Source organism: Georgenia sp. AZ-5 (genome assembly GCF_043952095.1).
Lineage (GTDB): Bacteria > Actinomycetota > Actinomycetes > Actinomycetales > Actinomycetaceae > Georgenia.
This window is the reverse complement of the sequence record NZ_JBINOU010000001.1, coordinates 2,138,249-2,163,165: the sequence shown is the minus strand read 5'-3', so window position 1 is coordinate 2,163,165 and position 24,917 is coordinate 2,138,249. Positions and strand designations below refer to the sequence as shown.

Here is a 24,917-nt window from a genome sequence, read left to right as displayed (position 1 = left end):
CGTGATCCTGCGTCCGCCTACGGAAAGGTTCGCGGGTTCGATTGCCGCTGCGGGCACGCCGCCGGCTCGAGCCCTCCCTGCCGGTCCCGCAATCACGTTTTCGATCCGCCCGTCAGCGCACCCCCGCTTCGGGGCTACGCCCGGAGGCCCGCCCTTTCCACACCGCGTAGCCGGCCCAGCACAGGCCGAGGGCGAAGAGAGGCACGCCGAGGAAGAAGCCCCACTCCGTGGTGGTCGGCTCGTCCTCGAAGAACGCCCCGGTGGCCATGTCGATCGCGATCGCGGCAAGCAGCCCCACCAGCATGAGCACGGCCGACCCGGCCGGCAGCACTTTGCCCTTGATGATGCCGATGGCGAACAGGATCACCCCCAGCACGAAGGCGGCGAAGCCGACCATCCAGGCCACGTCCACCACGGCGGGGCCCGCCTCGGGTAGGCCGCCCACCGCCTCCCACACGAGAAACGCAAGGCCCAGCAGCACGATGACGGCGGCGCCCAGAACGACGAGCCATGCACCCACCCTTCCCGGTGCGCCGTCGGCCGGCGCCTGATAGCGGTGGATGCCTCGGATTCCGAGGATCATGCCGAGGAAGCCGAGCAGCACCGCTACCCAGAGCCAGTCGACGACGGCGCTGCCCACGGACCCGACGATCATGAGGATCCCGGCTATCAGAGCGGCGAGGCCGGCCCTCCGGTGACGCTCGCGCTTTCCTGTCGTCACAGCCGACGTGTCCATCGTGGCCACCCACCGATCGTGCCGGTTCGTGGCCCAAGCGTACGCGCGCCGCCCGCGGTGGTACCAGGCTGAGGGCACGCGGCGGACGGCGCCCCGCAGCACGCATGCCTTCGGCCTGCGGCGCGTGCCGTGGCGGCGGTCGCCCTACGGGCGGGTGCGCCTGCCGTCAGCCGCCCTTCGCGACCCTGGTCGTCGTGCCGTCGGAGTCGCCGTCGGAGTCGTTGTTCTGGCCCGGCTCGGAGGCCAGCGTCTCGTGCGACAGGCCGTCGACCCTGAAGGTCAGCGGCTCCGTGCTCCTGGGCACGCGCCGCACGACACCGAGCACGTGCCGTCCGCTCCGGTGGTGCAGGAGACGGCGGTGCCGGTGGTGGTCCACGTGCCCTGGACGTTCACGCCGCCGGTGCCGGCTCCGGTGGCGTCGACGACGGCGATGATGACCGACGCTCCCGCCCCGCCGGCCCTGGGCGGTGCCCTCGAGGTCACCGACGTGGACGGAGCCGGTCGTCCCAGAGCTGTCCGGCGGCGCCGCCATGTTGCCGGCCACCCGTTCCCGGACGGCGGGAAGCGGGTCGTAGAGGCGCTCGCCCGGGCACTCGGTGGCCGTGTAGTCGCGGTGCCCAGCCCGGACCCTCTAACTGATGGTCCGGGCTGTGTGTCGGGGATGTCTTGCGACATCACAACGTCGGCTGGCGAGATTTGAGCCCACGCCCCCTCGCCCCAGATCAAGGCACCCTTTCGGGACGAGATGCGACCATCAGACACATGAACGTCGACACCGGTGACCCCTGCGCACCAAGGGCGTGCCGTAAGTCAGACGGGCCACGCCTCCTGCCGCCAGGCGGCGTCCCAGAACATCCATTCGTACTGGGCAGCGCGCCGGAACGCCGTGTACATGCGGCCACGCACCGTCGGCCCGGCGTGGTTGGCGAGCCTGTCCACGATCTGCCGCGCGGTGCGCGTCGACTCGGCGAAGGCCGGGTCCCCGTACGTCCCGATCCAGTCCCCGTAGGGGTGAGTGGCCAGATCCTGGACACGGCCCTTCAGCCGGGTGCCCACGTCCTCGTAGATCCAGAAGCACGGCAGGACCGCCGCCGCCACCTCGGGGTAGCGGCCCCCCGCGGTCAGGGACAGCAGGTAGGAGGTGTACGCGGTGCACGTCGGCGACTTCTCCGTTCCCGTCAGGTCTGCGACGTGGGCAGCGTGCAGCTCCCGTTCCACCAGCACGGTGTTGCTCGCGCTGGACGACCAGAAGAGGAGCTCGGCGACGTCGACGGCCTGGCTGGCGCACGCCGACAGGACGCGCCCGTAGTCGGCGAGGTAGTGCGCGTCCTGCGCCATGTAGTAGGCGAACGTCTCCCGCGGGAGCGTGCCCTCCTCGAGGCCGAGAAGGAAGGGCAGGCGGTCGATCGCCTCCCGGATGGGCGCGGTGCGCTCCCAGGCCGTGTCGCTGAACGGCGCGCCCCGGTCCGGGCCGGCTCCTGCCTCGGTGGGGAGCGGGGTGCGTGCGGTCATCGGCTTCTCCAGAGGTCGTAGAAGTGGTGGACGGGCCCTGCACCGGTGCCGATGTCCAGCGTGTCAGCGGCGGCCAGGGCGCCGGTCAGCCACGATTTCGCCTCCGAGGCGGCCTCCTCCCACGAGCCCGACTGCGGAGCCAGGGCGGCGAGGGCGGAGGACAGGGAGCAGCCGGTGCCGTGGGTGTTGCGGGTCGGCACCCGTGTGACGCGCAGCAGCCGCTCGCCGTGGTCGTCGAGCCACAGGTCGGTGGCGTCCGCGCCCGTGAGGTGGCCGCCCTTGAGAAGCACGCGGCGGGCGCCCAGCTCGCGCAGGGCGTGGGCCTGCGCACGCATGGTGACCTCGTCCGTCGCCTGGTCCTGCCCGAGCAGGACCGCGGCCTCCGGCAGGTTGGGGGTGATCACCGAGGCATGGGGCAGGAGGCGGCGCATCGCGGCCACCGCGCCGTCGTCCAGGAGCCGGGATCCGCTGGTCGAGACCATGACCGGGTCCAGGACGACCGCGGGCCGGTTCGTCCGTTCGGCGAGGAATGCGGTGACGGCCTCCACCGTGGGGGCGGTCGAGAGCATGCCGATCTTGATGGCGTCGACGGGCACGTCCGCCATGAGGGTGTCCAGCTGTTCGCGGACGAAGTCTGGTGGGACGGTGTGGACGCCGGTGACGCCGCGGGTGCTCTGGGCGGTCAGGGCGGTGATCACGGCGGTGCCGTACGCGCCCAGCGCGGAGAACGTCTTCAGGTCCGCCTGGATCCCCGCGCCGCCGGAGGGGTCCGAGCCGGCGATGGTCAGCGCGACGGGGGGTCTGCTCATCGCCCCTCCCACGCCCGGCGGAGCCTGGCCGCGGCGGCGGCCGGGTCGCCCTGCCCGCAGATGGCGCTGACGACGGCGATCCCGGCGGCGCCCGTGCCGCGCAGCAGGGCGGCGCGCTCGGCGGTGATGCCGCCGATGGCCACGCACGGCCACGGGCTGGCCGCGCTGATGTCGCGCACCCGCTCCACGCCGCCGGGCGAGGCGTGGTCGGGCTTGGTCGCCGTGGCCCACACCGGCCCCACGCCGAGGTAGTCCACGACCTCGGGGCCGTGCTCCAGGGCGACCGCCACGTGGTCGGGCTGCTGCACCGACAGGCCCAGCAGGCATGTCTCGCCGAGGAGGGCACGCGCCTCGTTGATGCCGAGATCTCCCTGGCCGACGTGCGCGCCGTCAGCGCCGATCTCCTCGACGAGGTGCACCCGATCGTTGACGAGCAGGGGCACGCAGGTTCCGGCCAGCGCGGCGCGCACCTCCCGGCCGAGGGCGACGAGCTCGGCGTCGGTGGCGCCGGGGTCTCGCAGCTGGACGGCGGTGACCCCGGCGGCGACCGCGGCGGCGACCGTGCCGGGGACTCCGACGTCCGCACACAGGGCGGTGTCGGTGACGAGGTAGAGGGACAGGTCCAGCGGGGCGCGTGCGGGCGCTGGCCGGCCCGCGGTGGTGGCGATCATGTTCGGTCAGGAGAGGCGGGCGCGGTCGGTCAGGTCCGCGGGGGTGAGCATGGCGATCGCGTCGAGCAGCGCGACGGCGAAGCTGCCCGGGCCGCCGCTGTGCCCGGCGGCGGCCTCGGCGGCCACCGTCAGGGTTGCCGTGGCCGCCGTCGCGGCGAGCAGGGGGTCCTCCACGACGCCGGCGAACGCGGCCATGAGGGCGCCGAGGGCGCAGCCGGCGCCGGTGACCTGGGTGAGCAGCACGGTGCCGTTGCCCACCCGTACCACCCGCCCGCCGTCGGTGAGGTGGTCGACCGCGCCGCTGACCGCGACCACGGTGCCGCGCGCACGGGCCAGCTCCCGGGCGGCGGGCAGCGCCGCCTCCGGGGTGTGGGCGCTGTCGGCCCCCTTGCCGCCCTGCCCGCCAGCGAGGCCGAGGATCTCCGAGGCGTTGCCGCGGACGACGGCGGGGGTCGACTCGGACAGCAGGTCCAGCGCGATGCGCGTGCGCCAGGCGAGGCCTCCCGCGCCGACGGGGTCGAGCACCCACGGGGTGCCCGCGCCGGCCGCGCCCGCCACCGCCTGGGCCATCGCGGCGGCCGTGTCGTCCTGGGGGGTGCCGAGGTTGACGAGCACGCCGTCGGCGACGGCGGCGAAGGCGGCGGCCTCGTGGCGGGTGTCGACCATGGCGGGGCTCACCCCCGCGGCGAGCAGGACGTTGGCCGTCCACTGCGCCACGACGATGTTGGTCAGGCACTGCACCAGAGGCTGCCTCTCGCGAAGGCGTGCCAGGGCGGCGCCCAGGTGCTCGGGCGCGATGGCGCCGCCGGACTGGTGGGACAGGTCGGTGCTGGAAGGTGCGGACATCCGCGACGTTCCCTTCGCTAGTACGAACTAGATCAGGTTCAACGGGTGTGTTCTCAGCCGTGCGTCCGCACGGCACCCCGCGTCGGCGGCTACCTTACCCCGCCGTCCGGTGCGACCAGCCGGTCGGGCGCGGGCCGGCCGCGCGGTGCAGGGTCCGACGCGCAAGAGATGCGACAGGGGTGCGCCGCCGCCATGACGGTAGGCGCTGAGGATGCGGAGCACCGAAGACCCCGAGGATGTCCTGCACGAGGTCTTCGGGCTGCGCGCCACCATCGTTCCCGACTCCGTCCCGGACGCCCGCTCGTCGTCCCGATCGGCAGATGGCACGTCCACGCGCACCTGCATGGCGCGCAGGCCGCGCACATGGCGGCCGAACGGTCCCGGTGACGGCCACGGCCAGCCCGCGGTCCTGCCCACAACAGTCTCGAAGCACGGCGAGCCAGTGGTCTCTAGATCATGAGGCGCAAGGCTAAGAGCGCGGTCTCATGTCCTTGGTCCTCAGACGCCGGCGGATCCCTCAAAACAGTTCGAAGTCGCTCGGCCCGGCGGCCAGGGATGGGCGCGGCAGCCGCACCTCGGGCAGGTAGCACTTCGGTGTCCGCAAGTAGCGCCTCGAACCCAGCTTCGTGCCCGGTCGCTGGGGCTGAGTGACGCCATGGCTCTGCCGAGAACTGTGGGCCGCCCCGAGGAGGCCGTCGGGGTTCTGCCTGACCGGCTCGCGTTCCGGCGCGGCGAGGTGACCAGTTAAGTCCACATACCGGCACCCGGGCCGCAGGTCATTTGTTGCTCAGCGGTTTCCTAGGTCCTGCCCCCAGCGCAGCACGGTGGGCCGCTGGAAGTCGCTCATCTCGATGACGATGTCGGAACGGGACATTGGACCCACCGCGTCGGCGTAGATCCGCAGGGCCGGCAGATACCGCTCGGTGTAGCGGGCCTCGATCGCCGCGTCGGGTTCCTCGAGCGTGGACGTGAGCGCCAAGATGCGCTGCACCGTCACCTCCTCGGGCACGGTGAGGTAGACGGTCACGTCCCACAGGTCGGCGAGCTCGGGCCGCTGAAGGGTCATGCCGTCAACGAGCAAGACGGAGCCGCGTGCATCGAATCCCGGCGCCCCGGCGGCGATGGACCGAATCCGCTCCCAGTCACAGATGTGCCCGTAAAGCCAGCGCGGGTCGGCCGCCTGCTCAGAGCGACGGATCGAGACCGGTATCAGCAAATGGTCGGCACTGAACCGGTGCACCTCGGCCTTGTCGCCCAGCAGCGGCCTGAGCGCATCGTCGAGGTCACGCGAGAACGTCGTCTTCCCGGCGCCATCCGGCCCGTCGATCGCCACCTTGAGCATGCCGTCGCCGGCGCGCCCCGCGAGCTCTCTTGCGAGCCTGCCCACGATCTGGCGGCGGGGAGTGGACGTCGTCGTCTCCATGCGGGTGATGCTAGGGCGACGGCGCCCGCTTCCCGACAATCATTCGCCACTGTCTCGCACCGTGGAAAATTGCGGACGTCGTCCCCATCATCCGGGACGGGCGCAGCGAAGTCGTGCCAGCCCAGCACGAGGCGGGCAGATCCATCAGCGCCACAGCAGGCAGACGAGCATGGCCGGCTCAGCGGACCTCACGCGATCAGCCCACGCGCCCAAGCGCGGCTCTCCGCGCAAGTCGTCACTAGGGCGCCGTGTAGGCATCCCCCTCGGCTCCTCCGCGGCGGGGAACCCGGCCGGGAGGACTTCTGCCGCCGGTCGTCCCGACGGCCGCAGCCCGGGGTCCGGGCCGCCAGGCTTGCTGCAGAACGGGCTCCCGCCGCAAGTGCTTGATGGCGGTGCTGGCTAGCTACCGGAGTACCTGGCGCGCGAGACGCTGAAGCTGCGGACACCGCTTCTTCACGCGCCCCTCCGGCCCTGGCCCCTGCGGCGGCATCCGAACTGAGGCCTCGAAGACCCGGCGTATGCCCGCTCGACCCTCCGTCGCCGTTCGCGTTCAGGGCTCGGGCCGTCGGGGTGTCACCAGGCCACTCTCGTAGGCGATGACGATGAGCTGGGCCCGATCCCGTGCGCCGAGCTTCATGAGGAGCCTGCTGACGTGGGTCTTCACGGTCGCGGGGGTGACGTAGATGCGCTCGGCGATCTCGGTGTTGGACCAGCCGCGGGCGATGAGCGTGAGGACCTCTACCGCCCGCTCGGTCAGCCCGGTCAGCACAGGTGGGGCAGTGACGTGCGGGTCGGGACGGGCGACGAACTCCTCGATCAGGCGCCGCATCACGCGGGGAGACAGGAGCGCCTCGCCGGCCGCGACGGTGCGGATGCCGGCGAGCAGGTCGGCCGGCGGGGTGTCCTTGAGCAGGAAGCCGCTGGCGCCGAGCCGCAGCGCACCGAAGACGTACTCGTCGAGCTCGAAGGTGGTCAGCACGAGCACCTTCGTGCTGACCTCGGGTCGGGCCCCGAGGATTCGCCCGGTGGCCTCGATCCCGTCCATCACGGGCATCCGGATGTCCATGAGGACGACGTCCGGGCGCTGGCGCAAGACCATGTCGACCGCCTCCGCCCCGTGGGCCGCCTCGCCCACCACCTCCAGGTCGGGTGCGGAGTCCACCAGCACACGGAATCCCCCGCGCACGAGGGCCTGGTCATCGGCGACGACGACCCGGATCACCTGGCACTCACGCCGAGCGGCACGCGTGCAAGCACGCGGAACCCGCCGCCGGGCACCGGACCCGCGAACAGCTCCCCGCCGAGGACGGCGACCCGCTCACGCATCCCGATCAGGCCCTGGCCGCTGCCGACGTGCCTGACGGCCGCTCCCAACCGCGGATCGGCCGAGCCCGGGACGTGCGCCGTCGTGGCGGGGGGCCGGGGTGTCGTACCTGCACCTGCTCGCGCGCCGTTCGCGACGGCGGCGGGCGGCGCGCCGGCCGGCACGGGGGCGCCATCGCCGGCAGGGGCAGCGCCGTCGCGTGCCGGGGCAGCATCCTGCTCGGCTGAGCGAGCGCCGTCACCGGCCGGCCGAGCCCCGTCGTCGGTCACCTCGACCCGCAGCTCGTCACCGGAGAAGTCCAGGACCACCCGAGCGGTCCGCCCGCCGTGCTTGATGGTGTTTGTCAGCGCCTCCTGGACGATCCGGTACACCGACACGTCCACGCCGGCCGGGAGCTCGCGCGGGGTTCCGCGGATCGCGAGAGTGGCGGTCACGCCGCCGTCGCCGGCCGCCGCGATCAGGTCGGGGACGTCGTCGACGCCGTGGCCCGGACCGAGGGAGGCGTCGGGCTCGCCCTCGTCCCGCAGGACGCCGAGCATCCTGCGCATCTCCACCAGTGCGATCCGGGTCGTCGTCTCGATGGCCGCCAGCGCGCGCTTCGCCTCCGCGGGCTGGGTGTCGATGACGTGATGCCCCATCCCCGCCTGCACCGCGATGACGCTCATCGCGTGCGCGACGGCGTCGTGCAGCTCGCGATGCGCAGCCGCTCCGTGGTCACGGCCTGGCGGGCCCGCTCGTCTCGCTGGCGCTCCAGCAGCGCGCGTTCGCGTTCGAGCAGCTCGGTGCGCTCCTGAGCGCCGACCAGCGCACCCGCCGGAGTCTCCAGTTCTCGCCGAGCAGGTACGCGACGACGGTCATCAGCGTGGTGGCGACCCAGTCCGACGGGTTCGCCACCGACGCCGGCTGCGCCGACAGAGAGGCCATCATCACCGCGACGGTCGCGGCGAAGGCGATGAGGGCGCGGCGGCGGTCGCTGTGCAGGGCGACGCCGAGCAGCAGCACGAACGCGTTGATTCCCGGGTACGCCGGAAAGTGCAGCAGCGAATAGACGAACACCGCGGAGAGCCCCACGGCCAGGGCGCTCATCGGGAAGATCCGGTGCACCGCGTACGGCAGCGTCATGGCGACCGCCAGCGCGGCGCTCCCGGGTCCGTCCGGCCGCTGGCCCGCGCGGCTGGTGGCCCTCGCCACCGGGACCTACCACGCCCCCGACGGCGGCTGGACAGCCGAGGCGATCAGCTACGTCGTCATGGGCCTGCTCGTCCTCGGCATCGCCGGGAACCTGGCCGAGGAGATGGCGTGGGGCGGCTTCGTCCAGACCCGCCTGATGGACCGCCACGGCATGTTCGCCGGGTCGATGCCCACCGCCATCCCGTTCGCCCTCGTCCACCTGCCGCTGGCGTTCGCCGAGCAGGACCTCTCGGCCATCTCGTGGAGCGAGGTCGCCCTGAGCTACGGCGTGACGGTCGCCATCGCCCCGTTCATGCGGTACGCACTCGGCGGCGCCCTGGTCGGGACCGGCGGCAGCGTCCTGGCCATCGGCCTCCTGCACGCCTCCTTCAACGCCTCCGGGAAGCTGTCGATGGTCGACGGCTGGTGGCAGTACGGCGTCGCACTGGTCATCCTGGCCCTCGCGGTCGCCGGGCACCGATACCTGAAATCGCGGCGCACCGACGACGCGGTCGCCCCCGCGACCGCCTGACCACCGACCAAGCTCCCCCGCCCGGCACAAACGCCGGGCGGGAAGCTCGCATTCTCAGCGGGCGGCGACCGCCCTCGCGGTGGTCGACCTCCGATCGATCCACCGATGGGCCGGCTGTCGTAGCCAGCTAGGCACGACGACGACTTGTCCGACGATGAATGAGAGCCGCTCGCGACGCCGGGTCTATAGGTAGCGGCACACCGCACCGGGGGGACATGCGGCTGGATCGCCTGTGGCGGCTTGCTCCCGCAGACCTGCGACGGTCGCCCGAAGCTCTTGCAGCTGGGTGATCTGGCGGTCGATGTCCTCGAGGCGGGCGGTGAGCAGGTCGGTCACGTGCTCGCACGGCGGCTCCCCGCCGTCGCGGATGTCCAAGACTTGCCGGATCTGGGCCAGCGTCAGGCCGGCGGCCTGGCCACGCCGGATGAAGGCCAGCCGGCCGAGCACCTCAGGCCCGTAGTCGCGGTAGCCCGCGGGCGTCCGGCCTGCCGCGGGCAGGAGGCCGGCGCCCTCGTAGAACCTGAGGGTCTTCGTCGTCGTGCCCGCCGCCTCGGCGACCTCACCGATCCGCATCACTCGCCCCCTTGACCTTCCCCGGCACTGGAAGGTCCAGTCTGACTCGCGGCAACACGCACAACAATGAGCGCGCCAGGAGGAACCCTCATGCACCCGGACCCCCACGAGATCAGCGAATACGACCTGGCCGTCATCGGTTCCGGCGGCGCCGCATTCGCCGCCGCGATCCGGGCGGCCAGCCTTGGCAGACGCGTGGTGATGGTCGAGCGCGGCACGGTCGGCGGTACCTGCGTCAACACCGGCTGCGTGCCCTCCAAGGCACTTCTGGCCGCGGCCGAGGCCCGCCACGTCGCCGTCGACGCCGCCCGGTTCCCCGGCATCGCCGCCACCGGGGGTCCCGTCGACATGCCGGCCCTGATCGGCGGCAAGGACGCCCTGGTCGACTCCATGCGCAGCGAGAAGTATGTCGACCTCATCAACCAGTACGGGTGGGAGCTACGCCGAGGTGACGCCGCCTTCGCCGGCACACCCGAGGCCCCGGTCCTGCAGGTGACGTCTGCCGACGGCAACTCCGAGGCGCTGCGCGCCGAGCACTACCTGGTCGCCACCGGCTCGGCGCCCTCGGCTCCGCCGATGGAGGGGCTGGCGGCGGCCGGCTACCTCACCTCGACCACGGCCATGGAGCTCGACCAGGTCCCCGAGTCCCTCCTGGTCATCGGCGGTGGGTACGTGGGCCTGGAGCAGGCCCAGCTCTTCGCTCGCCTGGGCACGAGCGTCACCGTGGTCGAGGCGCTGGATCGACTCGCCTCGTCCGAGGAGCCTGAAGTGTCCGCCGTGCTCGGGGACGTCTTCCGCGACGAGGGCATCGGCGTGGGGGTGGACACCACGGTCACCGCGGTGCGTCGCGACGAGGGCGGCTACACCCTCATCGCCGCCCGCACGGGCAGCGTGTTCCGCCTCCAGGCCGAGCAGCTCCTGGTGGCCACCGGCCGTCGCCCGGTCACCGGCGGACTTGGCCTGGAGTCGGTCGGGGTCAGCACCGGGCAGCGAGGCGAGATCGTCGTCGATGAGCACCTGCGCACGACCAACCCCCGGATCTGGGCGGCGGGCGACGTCACCGGAGACCCGCAGTTCGTGTACGTGGCCGCCGCCCACGGCTCCCTGGTTGCCGACAACGCCCTCGCCGGCGCGGCCCGCACCCTGGACTATCGGGAGCTCCCGCGCGCGACCTTCACCCGTCCGGCCATCGCCGCGGCCGGGCTCACCGAGGCCCAGGCCGCGGCCCAGGGCCTGGCCTGTGACTGCCGGGTGCTGCCCCTGGAACACGTGCCCCGGGCGGTGGTCAACCGGGACACCCGCGGCCTGGTCAAGCTCGTCGCCGAGCGCGACACCGGGCGGCTGCTGGGCGCCCACGTCATCGCCGATGGCGCCGGCGAGGTGATCGCCAGCGCCGTCTACGCCCTTGCCAACACCATGACGGTGCAGCAGATAGCCGAGATGTGGTCCCCGTACCTCACCATGGCCGAAGGGCTCAAGCTCGCCGCTCTGACCTACACCCGTGACGTCGCCAAGCTCTCCTGCTGCGCTGCCTGAACCACCCAACCATCGCCATCAGCAGCGCCCTTGGGAAGGGCGGGTTACGGCGGCCCAGTGGGCTCCCTCAGCGCGGCGGGCAGGTCGGTCAGGGCCGTGACGATGTGGTGTGGATCCGCGAAGTGGCCCGGGTAGGTTTCGCTGGCGCGGTTGACCCAGGCCGTGCGCATCCCGGCGCGGGCGGCGCCGTGGATGTCCCATGGGTGCACCGCGACGAGCACCATCTCCTCCAGCGCCGTCCCGCACATGGCGGCGGCGTGCTGGTAGGCGGCCCTTGCCGGCTTCCAGGCCCGGGCGTCCTCCACCGAGAGCAGGGCCTCAAAGTCCTTTCTGATGCCAGCGGCAGTGAAGAGCCTCTCGGCGACCTGGGTGGACCCGTTGGTCAGGGTGGCCAGCCTGTACCCAGCCGCGGTCAGGGACCGGACGGCCTCCGGGACGTCGGGGTGCAGCTTGAGGGAGGACATGCCGTCCAGGACGTGGTCGACGGCGCCGTTGTCGGTGACGCCGGTCCCCCTCAGCAGGGGACGGAGCACCTCAGTGGCGATGTCGGCGAAGGGGACGTTGTCCCCGGTGGCGGTCAGGGCGAAGCCGTCGCGCAGCAGGGCGGTGAACCACAGCCTGGCTAGCTCGCCGGGCGCGCCGACCTGCGCGAACCGCTCGGCCATCGGCGACATGTCGGAGAGGGTCTCGTTGACGTCGAAGACGATCACGACAGGTTTCACGCAGCCTCCTCAGCATGGGCGCCTTGGTTCCGGAGTATCCCGGATCATCAACCGGGCGACTACGCGCCTGCGTACAGGGGGCACGCGTCATCCTGGGCCGCCTGAACCGCCGCACCTGCCGCCCGGTGACCCCGTCTCCAGCGCACGGCCGCCGTTATGGTGCTAGCTCGCCCGGCGCTTGGCCGGCACCGAAGACGTCCTTGACCTTCTCGAGCATCTGCTCGGCCATGGCGGGGCCGATGACGGCCTCGTCCGGGTCCGCCGTGCTCCCGGCCGGCGGGGCGAACCGGAGCCGCTCGGCATAGGGGGCGTCTCGGCCCATGGTGTACGCGGCCGCCGCGTGGGCGTAGTGGTCTCGCGCCTCTGCCACCGTCCGGGAACCCTCGACGATTTCTACGGCCAGGGTGGCCCGTAGTGGTCCAACAGCTGCACGGCTGTCGCCTTCGGCGCGTCGGGCCAGGACTCGACCAGCGCGCGCCTCCTCCAGGGCACCGCGTGATCGGTGCCGTACACGGCGGCCGCTTCACCGGCTGCCTTGAGTCGTTCCGCGGCGGCCTTTGACGATCGCGAGCACCTTGGCCCGGTCCCGGGTCGGGGTCTGCAGTTGTCATCCTTCGATCCCATCAATCTCTCCTTCACTAGTTCTGGCCTGGTGTCGTCATCGATGCCCTTCTGCGGCATGCCGGGTCAGCGGGCGCACTGGCCGGAGGTGAGGTAGCGCCCGGCGACCGCCGCCTGCCAGCAGCCGTGCCGAGTTGACCAGTCCGACGTGGGAGAAGGCCTGGGGAAAGTTGCCCAACGGCTCGCCCGCGACGGGGTCGTATTCCTCGGCGAGCAGACCAACGTCGTTCGCGGCGGTGATCGCACGTTCGAACAGACGCGATGCCTGTGCGTAGTCGCCGCGCAGGGCGAGGGCGTCCACGAGCCAGAACGTGCACAGCAGGAAGCTGCCCTCCGGCCCGCCCAGCCCGTCGGGCGAGGCCTCTTGCGGCGGGTCGGTGAGGTAGCGCTGGACGAAGCCATCCCGGGTGAGCTCGGCGGCGATGGCATCGACCGTGCGCACGACACGGTCGTCGGTGGCCGGCAGGAAACCGACGGCGGGCAGCAGCAGCAGGCTCGCGTCGAGGCTGGCAGACCCGTACGACTGCACGAAGGTGCCGCGCCTGGGGTCGTAGCCCTCGTGGCAGACCTCGGTGTGGACCTGATCCGCGAGATGCCGGTAGCGGTCGGCGTCTCCGGGCAGGCCGTGCTCGACGACGGCTCTGGCGGCTCGGTCGAACGCGACCCAGGCCATGACCTTGGAGTGGACGAAGTGGCGTCGCCCGCCCCGCACCTCCCAGATACCTTCGTCCGGCTCGCGCCAGTGCAGGGCGACGTGCTCCACCAGCGCGCGCTGCAGGGCCCACGCGTCGGGGTCGGGGCGCATCCCGGCCTGCCGCGCCGCGTGCATGGCAGCGAGGACCTCGCCGTAGACATCCAGCTGGAACTGCTCGGCGGCGCCGTTGCCGACGCGGACCGGGACGCTGCCCCGGTGTCCGGCAAGCCAGGGCAGGGCAAGCTCGGGCAGCCAGCGCTCACCGTTGAGGCCGTAGACGATCTGCAGCTGCGCCGGGTCCCCGGCCACGGCGCGCAGCAGCCAATTCCGCCACGCGATGGCCTCGGCGAGGCATCCGTTGCCGGTGAGGGCATCCAGGACGAAGGACGCATCGCGCAGCCAGGTGTAGCGGTAGTCCCAGTTGCGCACCCCTCCGACTTGTTCCGGAAGGGAGGTGGTGGGCGCGGCGACGAGCGCGCCGGACGGTTCGTAGGTCAGGGCCTTGAGGGTGATCAGCGAGCGGGAAACGATGTCGGCCCAGGGCCCGTGCACGCGGAGCCGGCTGCTCCATGCCGTCCACTCCTCGATGGTGTCGAGCAACAGCTCCTTGGCGTGGCGTCGGGTCGGCGCCGGCCGCCCCCATTCCCGCCAGGTCATCATGAACGGCACGACGTCTCCGGCTCTGACGGTGAACTGCGCGGCGTGCCCGCCGTTGTCGGGGACCAGCGGGACGGGGCATTCCACGGTGATGCTCTGCGATCCGGCCACGGCGCTCAGCCCCTCACCGTCTGCCCTGACCCAGGGCACCGTGCGTCCGTAGTCAAACCGGAGCCGGAGGTGGGTGCGCATCTGCACGCTGCCACGAAGGCCCTCGACGATGCGCACGACCGTCGGCGCGTCATGGCGGTGCGGCATGAAGTCGGTGAGTCGGACCGTTCCGGTCCCGGCAGCGAACTCCGTCTCTAGCACCAGGGTGCCGGGATGGTAGCGGTGGGTGGCCCCGGCGTACTCGGCTGGAGCCAGCGCCCACTCCCCGTTTCCCTCATCGCCGAGCAGGGAGGCGAAGCATGCCGGGCTGTCGAACCGGGGCAGGCACAGCCAGGTGATGGTCCCGTTCAGCGTGACGAGGGCCCCGGTGTGGGTGTCCCCGATCAGGGCATGATCGGCGATGGGCACGCTCATGACGGCCTCTGGCTCAAGTCAGGCAGGGTCTGGGGACTGACCTCGGCGTGCACGGTGACTCGAACGCCCCGTCGCCGCCGTCTCTGGAAACGGGACGTCAGTGGGATCGGGTCGGCCGCCAGTGGAGCAGGAACAGCACGGCGACGGCTCCGTAGATCACGTGCGTGGCCAGCTCGAGCGGCTGGTTGGCCTCCTGGAACACGGGGAAGGCGAGCGGCGAGATCACCAGGAAGTTCACCAGGTACAGCGCGACGCCGAACACAAGGCCGACCATGGCCCGCATGGCGTCCGAGGGCAGGCGGAGCACCAGGAGGGCGAGCGTCACGCCGAACGCCATGGACAGCACCATGTGCACCACCAGCCCGAGCGGGGCGCTGGCCGTACCCGCGGCGAGCGATTCCTCCCCCTGGACGATGGTGGCGATCATCTGCAGCGGCATCTCCGCCGGCATCCCGGTGCTGGCGGCGTACCACATGTTCACGGCACCGAAGACGATTCCGGCCACGATGCCGCCCACCGCGCCGCGCACGGCCAGCCCGAGTGCACGATTCCTCGTCGCGGCCTGCGGGGGCTGGGTCTGGGTCATGACTCCTCCTCCATCTCACGAGCCTGTGCGGCTCGACACTTTGGAAACCCGCCTTGGCGCCGGACCGCTTCCACCCCCGGCTCGGGTCTTGTCCCGCGCTTCGGCAGGTAGTTGCCTCGTCCGGCGGACACCGGCATGGACGCAGCGAGCTGCCCCGCCGTCGTCAGCCCGGCAAACACACCGGCTCTCAGCGCTGGGCGTACCGCTGGGCGAAGAGCCGCAGGCGTGCCACCGACAATGACACCGGGGCGTCGTGGCCACGGCGGCGCAGCGGCCGCACGGACCAACCGCTGCAGCTCCGCGAGGCCGCTGCACCCCCGGCAGTCGTTCAGGTGCTCGGCGACTTCCCTTGACCGGGACGCATCGAGCTCACCGTCCACATACGGCTCGACCCAGGTGCGAAGCCGCAGGTGCTGCCAGAAGTCCATGGACTCGAAACCCCGGTGATCGCCGCAACGATTCCTCGGCGGGTGCGGAATCACGGGTCCCCCCGGCGGGTTCCTATGGGGTGACCCGCACGGCGCGCGATGGCCAGCACGTGGCCTTCAACCGCTATGTCGTTCCCGAGATCCCCGTGCTCTACCGGGTGGCGCTGTCCCTGACCGGTCAGCCGGCCGACGCCGAGGACCTCGTGCAAGACACCCTCGTCCGGGCGTTCAAGGCCGTCGATCGGTTCGACGGCGCCCATCCCCGGGCGTGGTTGCTGACGATCCTGCGCCATGCGCACCTGAACCGGGTCAGGGGACGCCGCCCTCTTCTCCTCAGGGACGGGGAGTCGGTGGAACGCAACCTGGAAAGTTCCGGTGATTGGGTCGCTTCGGCCGAGGAGGTGGCCATCAGCGAGGAGTTCGAGGCCGCTGTGGCCGAAGCGCTGGAGGGCCTCTCGGACAGGCACCGCGCCGTCGTCACGCTCGTCGACATCGAAGGCCTGTCCTATCAGGAGGCCGCCGACGTCCTCGGGGTGCCGAGAGGAACGGTGATGAGCCGGCTGCACCGTGCCCGTGCCCGGATTCGGGCGACGCTCGACGTCGCGGGTCTTGCACCCCGGATAGGTGGGATGTGATGTTCTCGTCCATGCTGTCGCGCTCCGAGTGCCACCGCGTGGCCCGGCTCCTGCAGGGCTACCTCGACGGCGAGCTGGACCCCGCCTCGACAGGCCTCGTCGCCGAGCACCTCGAGTACTGCCGGCGCTGCGGGCTTGAGGCCCGCACGTACGAGGCCATCAAGGTGGCGATCGGCGCAACCGCCGGCGGGCACAACGGTGTGGACCCCGCCGCCCTGGACCGGTTGCGGGCCTTCGCCGACGACCTGTCCGAGCCGCCCGCCTGACCGTGCCGACCACGCCCTGGTCCCGGTATCTCGAGACGTACCACCGCGAGCACCCGGGCATCACCGAGCGGGCGTTCGAGCACGCCCGTGATGCACGCCTGGGCTCCCCGCACGACTGGCTCGTCGATGCCGTGCCCACTGAGGCCGGGGACGTTCTGGACGTGGCCTGCGGCAACGCCGTGCTCCAGCCAAGACTGTCGGCGGCCGCCTCCTATCTCGGTGTCGACATCTCCCAGTCGGAGCTGCGCGCCGCCCGCGCCCGCGGCCGCGGGCCGGTGATCCAGGCGGACGCCCGCGCGCTACCGCTCCCGGACGCCGCGGTCGACACCGTGGTCTCGTCGATGGGCCTGATGCTGCTTCACCCCCTGAGCGCCGCGGTCGGCGAGATCGCACGCGTCCTGCGGCCACACGGGACCGCCGCTTTCCTTCTCCCAGCTGCCTGGCCCGTCCGCCCGTCCGACGTGCGCCCCCTCCTCGCGCTGACCTTTCACCTGCATGGTCCGGGGTCCATGCCGCAGCTGGTCACCCGCCGCCACCTCACGCGCCTGCTGCGCGAGGCAGGCCTCACCGTCGTCCACGCCGACACCCACCGGTTCGAGTTCCCGCTGCGCGATCGCCACGACGCCCACCTGGCGGTCCAGAGCCTGTACACACCCAGGAGAACCCCCGCCCAGCTAGCGGCGGCGGAGCAGGCCCTGACAGCCCTGGCGGGACCGGACCGCCACCTGCCGGTGCCCCTGCTCCGGCTCACCGCCCGCAAGAACCACTGAGCACGCCAGCACCTGGAAGCACCATCGCTCCTGGCCGGGTTCCCTCACCACGAGGCGTGCCCATGAAAGGGACCAGGCCATGCGCGCCATCTGGAAGGGCATCGTGACCGCCGAGAGCGACCACACCGTCGTCGTGGAAGGGAACCACTACGTCCCGCCTCAGGCAGTCCGCTGGAACCTCCTCACGCCCTCACACACCCGTACCCGCTGCCACTGGAAGGGCCAAGCCCACTGCTGGTCGATCAAGGGCGGGGACGAGGCCGCGGCCGACGTCGCCTGGGCCTACCCGCACCCCTCCCCCGCGGCCCACGAGATCGCCGGTCACGTCGCCTTCTGGCGCGGGGTGAAGGTGAGCGACTAGACGACGGGATCGGGGCAAGGAACCAAAGGAGGGCCCCACGACCGGCCCATCCTTCCTGCACATCAAGGGTCGCCGGTCGGCCCCTGGACACTCGTACGCCTGCGCCGTCGTCCTGCGAGCGCATCGCGGCCGCAGTGGACACGCGGCCCAGGGCAACCCACCCCGGCGCGCCAGCCTTCTTCAGGGGCCGGCCAGCAGCGCGTCAGGTGGCATTCGGAAGTCCCGAGCGGCGTCCTCGTAGACCACGACGGCGACGCGCGTAGCCGTGGTTGACGCACTCATCAGAGCCTCCTCGTGCGGGGGACGTCCGTGCGACATCCGCTCGAGCGGGAAACCCGGGCCCCGCCGCGCCGATTCCACCGGCCGCCTTGTCAAGTTGCTCGACGTCAGGTGAGCGAAAGCCTCGCGCGACCCAGCGCTTCCCAGGAGGATGCGCATGACCGTGCCATGCCTGACGGAGGGGACAACCCATGACGCCGACGAAACCAACGTGGGACCTCGTGGTGGTCGGCGGAGGGACGGCGGGCATCATCGGCGCCAAGACGGCCGCCGGGCTCGGCGCCCGGGTGGCCCTGATCGAGCGCGACCGACCAGGGGGCGACTGCCTGTGGACCGGATGCGTCCCGAGCAAGGCCCTGCTCGCCTCAGCATCGGCCGCCGCCCACACCCGCAGAGCCCGCGAGCTCGGCGTCACCGCCACAGCCGTCGAGGTGGACTTCCGAAGGGTCATGGCGCACATCCACGACGCCGTCGAAGCCATCGCTCCCACCGACTCCCCCGAGGCCCTACGCACCGCCGGGGTGCAAACCGTCCACGCGGAGGCCCGGTTCACTTCGCCCCGCACCATCGCCGCCGAGGGCCGGACGCTGCAGTTTCACCGCGCACTGCTGGCAACCGGGGCCACGCCGACCCTCCCGCCGACGCCCGGCCTGCCCGAGGCTGACCCGTGGACGAGCGAGACGATCTGGGAACTGACGCGGCTGCCCCGTCGGCTGGTCATCATCGGCGGCGGTACGACCGGCAGTGAACTGGGACAGGGGTTCGCCCGGCTGGGATCCGAGGTCACCATCGTGGAGCGCGCGCCGCGACTCCTGCCGGCGGAAGATCCCGACGCCTCCAGGATCGTCCGCACAGCGTTGGAGGGCGACGGCGTCACGATCCTGACCGGTCACCGACTCGCCGAGGTGAAAGGCTGCCCACGAGGCGCCGGGGAGGCCGTCCTGGTGGGTGGTGACGGGCGCTACCGGCTCGAGTACGACATTCTCCTGATAGCGATCGGACGCACTCCACGCACCGCAGACCTCGGCCTTGACGTCGCTGGCATCGAACTCGACCAACGTGGGACCGTCCGGGTCGATGCGGCGCTGCGCACCACCAACCGCCGTGTGTGGGCGGCCGGTGACCTCACCGGGCACCCCCAGCTCACACACCTCGCCGGGGTGCACGCCTCTGTGGCGGCCACCAACGCCGTCCTAGGCCTGCGGCGCACCATCGACACCGCGGCCATCCCCCGCGTCACCTTCACCGATCCGGAGGTGGCCGCCGTCGGCGCACCAACCTGGAACGACTCCGGCCCGGCACCGCGGACCGTGACACAGGCCCACCAGCACATCGACCGCGCCATCACCGACCGACTCACCGCGGGCTTCTCGCGCCTGGTGCTCGGACACCGCAACCGCGTGACCGGGGCAACCGTGGTCGGCCCCCGCGCCGGTGAGAGCCTGCCCGAACTCACGCTCGCCGTCCGCAAAAAGCTCACAACCGGCGACCTGACCGCCACCACCCACGCCTACCCCACCTACGGCGACGGACCCTGGCACGCCGCCATCCAAGACGTGCAGCACCGGCTCCGGCGGCCCGCCGCCCGCGCGGCCATCCACACCGCGACGGCCGTGCGCAGAGCCCTCTCACGCTGACCCGAACCGTCACGGCCCGCAGGGAGGAGCGTCGCAACCCCTTGGTTTTGAGACGCTGCCAGAGGAGGCATCCTGACCCCGGCCGTGCTCGTGAGCGTGGTTCGCATCAAGGGGCCGGGACTCGTTGCCGCTGCGCGGACCCATCCGGGGGATCCTCTGCTCCGAACTCCCCGTGACAGAGCAGGACAGGGAGGGAAGAGCCACTCTTGTGCACGATGCCAACGCCGGTGCCACTGACGACCAAACCGCGCAGAAGGCACTGACCGAGCACGACAGCTACCGGGCCAGGGCCGGGGAGTTCCGGAGCGATCCACTTCCTGAGCGAGGCCCCGGCCCAGGCCGGCCTGCTCCATCGCACTCGGATGACGGGCCGACCACGAAGCTGAGGCCCGTCATCCGAGCACCACGCCGGAGGGTCCTCTGTGACGACGCCAGGTACGCCGCGCGCTCGGCCAGGAGCGCACCACAATGGCAAGGTGACGTCACCGGGACGAGCCTCGCGCGGCACGTCGACCGAGCGCGACCGACGCGCCCACCGCCTGCGTCTGCTGATGGAAGAGGTGGCCGGCGGTGACCGCCGCGCCTTCGCGTCGCTGTACGACGAGACCTCCCCGATGGTCCACGGCACCGCCCTGCGTGTGCTCCGCGACCGCGACCTGGCGGCGGAGGTCACCCAAGAGGTCATGATCGAGGTGTGGCGCGGCGCCCGTCAGTTCGACCCCACCCGCGGCACCGTCTTCGCCTGGATCGCGACGATGGCCCACCGTCGAGCTGTCGACAGGGTGCGCTCCGTCCAAGCTCAGCGCACCCGCGACGACCTCTTCTCGGCCCGGGAATACGACCGCCCCTTCGACGACGTCGCGGAGGCCGCCGAGCGCGCCGCCGAGCAGGACCACATCCACGACTGCCTGAAGACGCTCACGGACCTCCAGCGTGAGGCCGTGGTGCGGGCGTACTACGGCGGGCGCACCTACCGCGAGGTCGCTCAGGACCTCGCAGCCTCCTTGCCGACGGTCAAGACGAGGATCCGGGACGGTCTGCACCGACTACGCACGTGCTTGGGGGTGGACTGATGAACGACAACGACGCGGAGCGCGAGCTCCTGGGCGCCTGGGCGCTCGATGCCGTCGACGACGTCGAGCGCGCCGCGCTCGAGCGCGCGATACGTGCAGACCCCGAGCTCGCCGAGGAGGCACGCACGCTGCGGGAGACCGCCGCCCTCCTCGCGGCCGACGGCGCCGTGAAACCGCCGGCCGGCGTGCGCGACAACGTACTCGCCGCCGTCGCCGAGACCGCCCAGCAGAACCCCCGCCCGTCGCCCCCCCAGGAACGGCGGGCCCGCCGCGCCAACGCCGCGATCACCGCGTCGGGCCGACACCGCCGTGCTCGCTGGCTCGCCGCCGCCGCCATCTTGCTCGTCGCGGCGATCCCGACCGGGCTCGCCGTACAGCAGGCCCAGCGGGCCCAGCGCGCCGAGAACGAGGTGACCGCCCTCGCCGAGGCGCTCGCCCGGCCGGACGCGCAGCTCCTCGGCGCCAACGTCGAAGGCGGTGGCCGCGCCGTCGCCGTCGTCACGGACGAGGTCACGATCTTCGCCGCACAGGACCTGCCCGCCCTCACGGATCAGCGCGTCTACCAGCTGTGGATCGTCGACCAGGGAGAGGCGTCCTCGGCAGGTGTCATGCAGCCGGAGCAGGGGCTGGTGAGCACCGAGATCGATGACCTCCCTGCGGACAGCGTGCTCGCCATCACCGTCGAACCGGCCGGCGGCTCCGAGCAGCCCACCACCACACCGATCGTGGCCCTCCCTACGGGCATCTGAACGGAAGTCCCCCTGAGGGGAGACGGATGGCGAAAGACCGGGGTGAGGCGGTCGGCAGCGACCGCGACAGCAGCACCGGCTCTCGGAGAGCCTCAACGACGCCGCCAGAAAGAGATCTGCTCGCACAACCATCCTCTGGGCCACGGGCTCCGAACTCCGGGTACCAGCGGGACCGCCCCGTCGGTTCTCACCGCAAGGAGCACAACCGTGACCAAGCGAAGCCTTATGACGGCCGTCGGTTCCTCGGCTGTGGCGTTGTCCGCCCTAGCACTCGTCGGGGCCGGACCCGCCCTCGCCCACGGCGACCGGTCCTGGGACCACCCGCGCCAGCAGAGGACGGCCGTCCTGCACGCCGACCTGGACGAGCTCAACGACTCCGGCGCCTCCGGCCGCGCGACGGTCGTCGTCAAGAACAGCCGGATCAAGCACGTCCAGGTCCACGCCAGCGGGCTGACGCCCGACGCGCCGCACGCCCAGCACATCCACTTCGGCGACGACGCCCGCAACGAGTGCCCCACGGCGTTCGACGACAGCAACGACGACGGGCGCCTGACCACCCTCGAGGGCGTCCCAGCCTACGGTCCGGTGGTCGTCTCGCTCACCACCGAGGGCGACACCTCCCCCGCAAGCCTTCTCGCGGTCGACCGGTTCCCGGTCGCCCAGCACGGCTGGTACCTCTACAGCCGCAGCAACATCAAGTTCACCGACGTGGAGGGAACCGGCTACGACGGCGGGGTCGGCACCGCCAGGCAGATCGCGGACGCCGTCCGCGACGGCGAAGGAGTCGTGGTCATCCACGGGATCGACTACGACGGCAACGGCGCCTACAGCCTCAGCAAGGAAGGCGCCAGCGAGCTCGACCCCACCCTGCCCGCCGAGGCCACCGACCCCGCCGTCTGCGGCGTCCTGCGCTGACCACACCAGCCCATCACGTCGAGAGAGAGCACCAGCCGATGGCCCGCTGCAAAGCGGGCCATCGGCACCTCACCACCCCGTAGGTTGCCGTGGCTCAACCACCGTCGTCTTCCCAACGCGCCCGCGGCGTTGCAGAGACCGAACAGAGACGAGCACCAAGCACCACCATGGCTCCGCAAGCCAGAGGCTCCATCCGCGTGTCGACGTCGGCCGATGCGGCGCCTCTCCGGCGAGCTCGACATCAGTCTTCGCCACCGCTACCCCCATCGGCTCAGGTTCATCGACCCACCAGACCAGGTCCGCTTCCTCCTCAACCCTCGCCCAACTTGCGCACATCGTCGAGTCGGTCGAAGACGGTGCTTGAAGGACGCGGGCTCTACTCCCTTGTTCTGGGACAAGCGCTGAGTGAGACGGCGCTGATGGGGTGCGGGATCGAGGCGTGCGACGCTTGGAGGCCTGGGTATGGACGACCTCATGCGCCCAGCCTGCCGAGCCTCAGACGCCCGTAATCAAGAGGTATGCCGACGGTTCGGAATAACGGAGTTCACCAGGATCGCGCTCCACGACGGTGGCAGCCCCTGAACGGGGCGGGGTGCCTCACAGCTCTCGGTGCTACTGACGCTCTCGGCTGTCGCCAGGTGGCGGTGGCGTTACGCGCTGGCGCGCGAGATCCCGAGAGGCTTGGCGATCTGGGTCGGGCTCTCCCCCACGAGCTCGGCGGCCAGTGCCGCGGCGGTCCTGTCGGCGGCGCTCATGACCGTCGGCCGCCCGTTGCGGCCCTGCGCCCGAGCAGCGGCGAGGCCGGCCATCGTCCGCTCCCGGATGAGGTCACGCTTCAGCTCGGCGAACGCGGCCAATCACCGATGAGCAATGCGGCCGTTACTGTGGATCCCCGGTGAGCCGGGAAGTCTGGTCGGCATGTCAGCACGTCGAACCCGAATCAGGAGCCCATCGATGCCTCACGCGTCGTCCCACACCTCCGAGCGGTCCCCCGTCCCGAGCCACGGCAGCTATCGCGAGGCCCTGCGGATCGGCGAGATCCTCCGCAGGGAGACCGTCGGCGGGATCATCCTCGTCCTCGCCGCAGCCATCGCCATCGTGTGGGCGAACTCGCCCGCCGCCGACAGCTACTTCACGCTGCGGGACGTCCGCGTCGGCTACGAGCCCTGGCACCTCGACCTCACCCTCGGGGCGTGGGCAGCGGACGGGCTCCTCGGCATCTTCTTCTTCCTCGTCGGCCTCGAGCTCAAGCGCGAGCTCGTCGCCGGCGACCTGCGCGACCCGAGACGCGCCGTCGTCCCGATCGCGGCCGCCGTCGGCGGCGTCGTCGTCCCCGCCCTGATCTACGCAGGCGTCAACGCCTCGAGCCCACAGAACCTCAACGGCTGGGCGATTCCCACGGCCACGGACATCGCCTTCGCCGTGGCCGTCCTCGCCATCGTCGGCTCGCACCTGCCCAGCTCACTGCGCATCTTCCTGCTCACACTCGCGGTGGTCGACGACCTCATCGCCATCACCCTCATCGCGGTCTTCTACACCGACGACCTCCACCTCGCCCCGCTGCTCTGGGCGCTCGTGCCGCTGGCCGCCTACACCTTCCTCGCCCAGAAGTACCGCCGGTTCTTCGGGCTCAAGCCCGCCGCCGCCTGGTTCATCCTCCTGCCGATCGGGTTCGTCGCCTGGGCCCTGGTGCACGCCTCCGGCATCCACGCCACCATCGCCGGCGTGCTGCTCGGCTTCGCCGTCCCAGTCATCCGCAGCCAGGCCAGCGGCGGCCCGACCGCCGGGCCGGGCCTGTCCGAGGTGTTCGAGCACCGCTTCCGACCCCTCTCCACCGGCTTCGCCGTTCCGGTGTTCGCGTTCTTCTCCGCCGGCGTCGCCGTGGGCGGCGCCCAGGGCCTCGCGTCGGCCATCGGGGATCCGCTGACCATCGGCATCGTGCTCGGTCTGGTGCTCGGCAAGCCGATCGGCATCGTGGGCACGACCTGGCTGCTGACCAAGCTGACGCCCGTCGAGCTGGACAGGTCGCTCCGGTGGATCGACCTGGTCGGCGTCGCGCTGCTGGCGGGCATCGGCTTCACCGTCTCGCTGCTCATCGCCGACCTCAGCTTCACCGTCGGCGAGCCGAGCAACGACCACGCCAAGGTCGGCATCCTGGCCGCGTCGGTCATCGCCGCCCTGCTCGCCGCGGTCGTGCTCGCGGCCCGGAACAGGCGCTACAAGGCCATCGAGGCCGAGGAGAGCGTGGACAGCGACGCCGACGGCATCCCCGACGTCTACGAGCACGGCGGGTCACCAGCTGCTACCGGGTCGCACGACGACGGCGGCGCACCTCCGTCACCGTGAGGCGTGCCGATGCTGGCGTCGTCGCCGCCAGCCGCGTGGTGATACAGACGCCGAAGGAAGGGGCGACCCGTGGGGCTTCGTCTCCGTGATCGGTGCCGCACTGATGGCAGCGGTGCTGTGGGACGCGTTTCACGCGTTGTGGCACGCATGCTCCCTTCGCATCGCGACCTTGCGCGACGCTGGCATTCTCCAAGACGTCGACCAGCTCGGCGAAGTCACCGCCGCCCGAATTTTTTGATGACCTCACGCCGGCATTGCGCAGATCCGTATGGCCCGACTCAATACGCCGAGAGCTACCGGCGGCTCGACTTCCGAGATCCTCAGCGCCTACGCCGCGGCCCAGACGCGCAGCTGACCGCTGCGCTCCCACTGTTGCTGCCGAACGAGAAGCGTTGCCCCACCATCGCGCTCGGCCCGGACGGTCCCGCCATCACCGTCGAAGCGCCCGCCACGACCTGGTCAACTTCGCCGCCACCACGGACATCACCGTCGCCACCATCGACGCCCCCGGCGCCATCCTC

The 24,917-nt window shown here is 71.5% G+C and carries 28 protein-coding genes and 1 riboswitch; of the genes, 11 read left to right on the top strand and 17 right to left on the bottom strand.

The window, feature by feature from the left end; all coding sequences use genetic code 11:
- Positions 1 to 112: 112 nt before the first annotated feature.
- The 10 genes from ACF0H8_RS10170 to ACF0H8_RS10125 all read right to left on the bottom strand — a co-directional run bounded on the left by ACF0H8_RS10170 (position 113) and on the right by ACF0H8_RS10125 (position 8,443).
- Positions 113 to 640, bottom strand: coding sequence for a hypothetical protein (locus ACF0H8_RS10170; protein ID WP_395288814.1), 528 nt, complete (start codon positions 638 to 640; stop codon positions 113 to 115).
- Between the two features lie 262 nt (positions 641 to 902).
- The gene (locus ACF0H8_RS10165; protein ID WP_395288813.1) at positions 903 to 1,040 is read right to left on the bottom strand and encodes a hypothetical protein; all 138 of its coding nucleotides are present in this window, start codon (positions 1,038 to 1,040) and stop codon (positions 903 to 905) included.
- A gap of 506 nt (positions 1,041 to 1,546) precedes the next feature.
- Positions 1,547 to 2,248: a TenA family protein gene (locus ACF0H8_RS10160; RefSeq protein ID WP_395288812.1), complete on the bottom strand. Its 702-nt coding sequence runs from the start codon at positions 2,246 to 2,248 to the stop codon at positions 1,547 to 1,549.
- On the bottom strand, positions 2,245 to 3,057 hold the full coding sequence (gene thiD, locus ACF0H8_RS10155; RefSeq protein WP_395288811.1) for a bifunctional hydroxymethylpyrimidine kinase/phosphomethylpyrimidine kinase: 813 nt from the start codon (positions 3,055 to 3,057) through the stop codon (positions 2,245 to 2,247). Before thiD ends, ACF0H8_RS10160 begins: the two co-directional genes overlap by 4 nt.
- Entirely contained in the window at positions 3,054 to 3,728 is a 675-nt protein-coding gene (thiE, locus tag ACF0H8_RS10150) for a thiamine phosphate synthase (protein ID WP_395288810.1), read from the bottom strand. Before thiE ends, thiD begins: the two co-directional genes overlap by 4 nt.
- A 6-nt stretch (positions 3,729 to 3,734) precedes the next feature.
- A complete protein-coding gene (gene thiM, locus ACF0H8_RS10145; protein WP_395288809.1) occupies positions 3,735 to 4,574 on the bottom strand; it encodes a hydroxyethylthiazole kinase in 840 nt (279 codons plus the stop codon).
- Positions 4,566 to 4,664: riboswitch (TPP riboswitch) on the bottom strand. (Overlaps the previous gene by 9 nt.)
- Before the next feature lie 697 nt (positions 4,665 to 5,361).
- Positions 5,362 to 5,997 (bottom strand): hypothetical protein, encoded by a 636-nt coding sequence (locus ACF0H8_RS10140; protein ID WP_395288808.1) that lies wholly within the window; start codon positions 5,995 to 5,997, stop codon positions 5,362 to 5,364.
- Positions 5,998 to 6,547: 550 nt separating this feature from the next.
- Complete coding sequence (locus ACF0H8_RS10135; protein ID WP_395288807.1) at positions 6,548 to 7,219, bottom strand: response regulator; 672 nt, start codon at positions 7,217 to 7,219, stop codon at positions 6,548 to 6,550.
- Positions 7,216 to 8,010, bottom strand: coding sequence for a sensor histidine kinase (locus tag ACF0H8_RS10130; protein WP_395290862.1), 795 nt, complete (start codon positions 8,008 to 8,010; stop codon positions 7,216 to 7,218). Before ACF0H8_RS10130 ends, ACF0H8_RS10135 begins: the two co-directional genes overlap by 4 nt.
- A 25-nt stretch (positions 8,011 to 8,035) precedes the next feature.
- Entirely contained in the window at positions 8,036 to 8,443 is a 408-nt protein-coding gene (locus tag ACF0H8_RS10125) for a hypothetical protein (protein ID WP_395288806.1), read from the bottom strand.
- Between ACF0H8_RS10125 and ACF0H8_RS10120 the strand changes: the two genes are divergently transcribed.
- Positions 8,442 to 9,023, top strand: a complete 582-nt coding sequence (locus ACF0H8_RS10120; protein ID WP_395288805.1) for a type II CAAX prenyl endopeptidase Rce1 family protein — start codon at positions 8,442 to 8,444, stop codon at positions 9,021 to 9,023. The two genes, ACF0H8_RS10125 and ACF0H8_RS10120, sit on opposite strands and share 2 nt — an antisense overlap.
- Before the next feature lie 183 nt (positions 9,024 to 9,206).
- On the opposite strand, the gene ACF0H8_RS10115 is transcribed toward ACF0H8_RS10120, so the two are convergent.
- Positions 9,207 to 9,596 (bottom strand): heavy metal-responsive transcriptional regulator, encoded by a 390-nt coding sequence (locus ACF0H8_RS10115; protein WP_395288804.1) that lies wholly within the window; start codon positions 9,594 to 9,596, stop codon positions 9,207 to 9,209.
- A gap of 90 nt (positions 9,597 to 9,686) precedes the next feature.
- On the opposite strand from ACF0H8_RS10115, the gene merA reads away from it, so the two are divergent.
- Complete coding sequence (gene merA / locus ACF0H8_RS10110) at positions 9,687 to 11,132, top strand: mercury(II) reductase (RefSeq protein ID WP_395288803.1); 1,446 nt, start codon at positions 9,687 to 9,689, stop codon at positions 11,130 to 11,132.
- 44 nt (positions 11,133 to 11,176) lie between these two features.
- On the opposite strand, the gene ACF0H8_RS10105 is transcribed toward merA, so the two are convergent.
- From ACF0H8_RS10105 to ACF0H8_RS10085, 5 genes are all read right to left on the bottom strand, one after another.
- Positions 11,177 to 11,854 carry a haloacid dehalogenase type II gene (locus ACF0H8_RS10105; RefSeq protein ID WP_395288802.1) on the bottom strand — a complete coding sequence of 226 codons (678 nt, stop codon included), beginning with the start codon at positions 11,852 to 11,854 and terminating at the stop codon, positions 11,177 to 11,179.
- A 154-nt stretch (positions 11,855 to 12,008) separates the two neighbouring features.
- A complete protein-coding gene (locus ACF0H8_RS10100; RefSeq protein ID WP_395288801.1) occupies positions 12,009 to 12,224 on the bottom strand; it encodes a hypothetical protein in 216 nt (71 codons plus the stop codon).
- Between the two features lie 288 nt (positions 12,225 to 12,512).
- Positions 12,513 to 14,351 carry a glycoside hydrolase family 15 protein gene (locus tag ACF0H8_RS10095; RefSeq protein ID WP_395288800.1) on the bottom strand — a complete coding sequence of 613 codons (1,839 nt, stop codon included), beginning with the start codon at positions 14,349 to 14,351 and terminating at the stop codon, positions 12,513 to 12,515.
- 97 nt (positions 14,352 to 14,448) lie between these two features.
- Positions 14,449 to 14,937, bottom strand: coding sequence for a hypothetical protein (locus ACF0H8_RS10090; RefSeq protein WP_395288799.1), 489 nt, complete (start codon positions 14,935 to 14,937; stop codon positions 14,449 to 14,451).
- Complete coding sequence (locus ACF0H8_RS10085; protein WP_395288798.1) at positions 14,934 to 15,365, bottom strand: anti-sigma factor family protein; 432 nt, start codon at positions 15,363 to 15,365, stop codon at positions 14,934 to 14,936. Before ACF0H8_RS10085 ends, ACF0H8_RS10090 begins: the two co-directional genes overlap by 4 nt.
- An 80-nt stretch (positions 15,366 to 15,445) precedes the next feature.
- Here ACF0H8_RS10085 and ACF0H8_RS10080 point away from each other — a divergent pair, with 80 nt between their 5' ends.
- From ACF0H8_RS10080 to ACF0H8_RS10045, 8 genes are all read left to right on the top strand, one after another.
- On the top strand, positions 15,446 to 16,000 hold the full coding sequence (locus ACF0H8_RS10080; RefSeq protein ID WP_395288797.1) for an RNA polymerase sigma factor: 555 nt from the start codon (positions 15,446 to 15,448) through the stop codon (positions 15,998 to 16,000).
- A gap of 11 nt (positions 16,001 to 16,011) precedes the next feature.
- Positions 16,012 to 16,266, top strand: a complete 255-nt coding sequence (locus tag ACF0H8_RS10075; RefSeq protein ID WP_395288796.1) for an anti-sigma factor family protein — start codon at positions 16,012 to 16,014, stop codon at positions 16,264 to 16,266.
- Between the two features lie 2 nt (positions 16,267 to 16,268).
- Entirely contained in the window at positions 16,269 to 17,036 is a 768-nt protein-coding gene (locus ACF0H8_RS10070; RefSeq protein ID WP_395288795.1) for a class I SAM-dependent methyltransferase, read from the top strand.
- A 79-nt stretch (positions 17,037 to 17,115) separates the two neighbouring features.
- Positions 17,116 to 17,397: a DUF427 domain-containing protein gene (locus ACF0H8_RS10065; protein WP_395288794.1), complete on the top strand. Its 282-nt coding sequence runs from the start codon at positions 17,116 to 17,118 to the stop codon at positions 17,395 to 17,397.
- A 470-nt stretch (positions 17,398 to 17,867) separates the two neighbouring features.
- On the top strand, positions 17,868 to 19,313 hold the full coding sequence (locus ACF0H8_RS10060) for a dihydrolipoyl dehydrogenase family protein (RefSeq protein WP_395288793.1): 1,446 nt from the start codon (positions 17,868 to 17,870) through the stop codon (positions 19,311 to 19,313).
- A gap of 476 nt (positions 19,314 to 19,789) precedes the next feature.
- Complete coding sequence (gene sigK / locus ACF0H8_RS10055; protein ID WP_395288792.1) at positions 19,790 to 20,386, top strand: ECF RNA polymerase sigma factor SigK; 597 nt, start codon at positions 19,790 to 19,792, stop codon at positions 20,384 to 20,386.
- Positions 20,386 to 21,135 carry an anti-sigma factor domain-containing protein gene (locus tag ACF0H8_RS10050; protein ID WP_395288791.1) on the top strand — a complete coding sequence of 250 codons (750 nt, stop codon included), beginning with the start codon at positions 20,386 to 20,388 and terminating at the stop codon, positions 21,133 to 21,135. Before sigK ends, ACF0H8_RS10050 begins: the two co-directional genes overlap by 1 nt.
- Before the next feature lie 207 nt (positions 21,136 to 21,342).
- Positions 21,343 to 22,050, top strand: coding sequence for a hypothetical protein (locus ACF0H8_RS10045; protein WP_395288790.1), 708 nt, complete (start codon positions 21,343 to 21,345; stop codon positions 22,048 to 22,050).
- A 650-nt stretch (positions 22,051 to 22,700) separates the two neighbouring features.
- On the opposite strand, the gene ACF0H8_RS10040 is transcribed toward ACF0H8_RS10045, so the two are convergent.
- On the bottom strand, positions 22,701 to 22,907 hold the full coding sequence (locus ACF0H8_RS10040; protein ID WP_395288789.1) for a recombinase family protein: 207 nt from the start codon (positions 22,905 to 22,907) through the stop codon (positions 22,701 to 22,703).
- Positions 22,908 to 23,004: 97 nt separating this feature from the next.
- Between ACF0H8_RS10040 and nhaA the strand changes: the two genes are divergently transcribed.
- The gene (nhaA, locus tag ACF0H8_RS10035; protein WP_395288788.1) at positions 23,005 to 24,396 is read left to right on the top strand and encodes a Na+/H+ antiporter NhaA; all 1,392 of its coding nucleotides are present in this window, start codon (positions 23,005 to 23,007) and stop codon (positions 24,394 to 24,396) included.
- The last annotated feature ends 521 nt before the right edge of the window (positions 24,397 to 24,917 follow it).

Excerpts from the sequence above, each read along its gene's own strand:
- ACF0H8_RS10125 (WP_395288806.1), bottom strand. The coding sequence starts at position 8,443 with ATGACGCTGCCGTACGCGGTGCACCGGATCTTCCCGATGAGCGCCCTG.
- ACF0H8_RS10075 (WP_395288796.1), top strand. The coding sequence starts at position 16,012 with ATGCTGTCGCGCTCCGAGTGCCACCGCGTGGCCCGGCTCCTGCAGGGC.
- ACF0H8_RS10090 (WP_395288799.1), bottom strand. The coding sequence starts at position 14,937 with ATGACCCAGACCCAGCCCCCGCAGGCCGCGACGAGGAATCGTGCACTC.
- ACF0H8_RS10160 (WP_395288812.1), bottom strand. The coding sequence starts at position 2,248 with ATGACCGCACGCACCCCGCTCCCCACCGAGGCAGGAGCCGGCCCGGAC.
- thiM (WP_395288809.1), bottom strand. The coding sequence starts at position 4,574 with ATGTCCGCACCTTCCAGCACCGACCTGTCCCACCAGTCCGGCGGCGCC.
- nhaA (WP_395288788.1), top strand. The coding sequence starts at position 23,005 with ATGCCTCACGCGTCGTCCCACACCTCCGAGCGGTCCCCCGTCCCGAGC.
- ACF0H8_RS10120 (WP_395288805.1), top strand. The coding sequence starts at position 8,442 with ATGGCGACCGCCAGCGCGGCGCTCCCGGGTCCGTCCGGCCGCTGGCCC.
- ACF0H8_RS10065 (WP_395288794.1), top strand. The coding sequence starts at position 17,116 with ATGCGCGCCATCTGGAAGGGCATCGTGACCGCCGAGAGCGACCACACC.
- ACF0H8_RS10060 (WP_395288793.1), top strand. The coding sequence starts at position 17,868 with ATGACGCCGACGAAACCAACGTGGGACCTCGTGGTGGTCGGCGGAGGG.
- ACF0H8_RS10115 (WP_395288804.1), bottom strand. The coding sequence starts at position 9,596 with ATGCGGATCGGTGAGGTCGCCGAGGCGGCGGGCACGACGACGAAGACC.
- ACF0H8_RS10140 (WP_395288808.1), bottom strand. The coding sequence starts at position 5,997 with ATGGAGACGACGACGTCCACTCCCCGCCGCCAGATCGTGGGCAGGCTC.
- thiD (WP_395288811.1), bottom strand. The coding sequence starts at position 3,057 with ATGAGCAGACCCCCCGTCGCGCTGACCATCGCCGGCTCGGACCCCTCC.
- thiE (WP_395288810.1), bottom strand. The coding sequence starts at position 3,728 with ATGATCGCCACCACCGCGGGCCGGCCAGCGCCCGCACGCGCCCCGCTG.
- ACF0H8_RS10085 (WP_395288798.1), bottom strand. The coding sequence starts at position 15,365 with ATGGACTTCTGGCAGCACCTGCGGCTTCGCACCTGGGTCGAGCCGTAT.
- ACF0H8_RS10095 (WP_395288800.1), bottom strand. The coding sequence starts at position 14,351 with ATGAGCGTGCCCATCGCCGATCATGCCCTGATCGGGGACACCCACACC.
- merA (WP_395288803.1), top strand. The coding sequence starts at position 9,687 with ATGCACCCGGACCCCCACGAGATCAGCGAATACGACCTGGCCGTCATC.
- ACF0H8_RS10050 (WP_395288791.1), top strand. The coding sequence starts at position 20,386 with ATGAACGACAACGACGCGGAGCGCGAGCTCCTGGGCGCCTGGGCGCTC.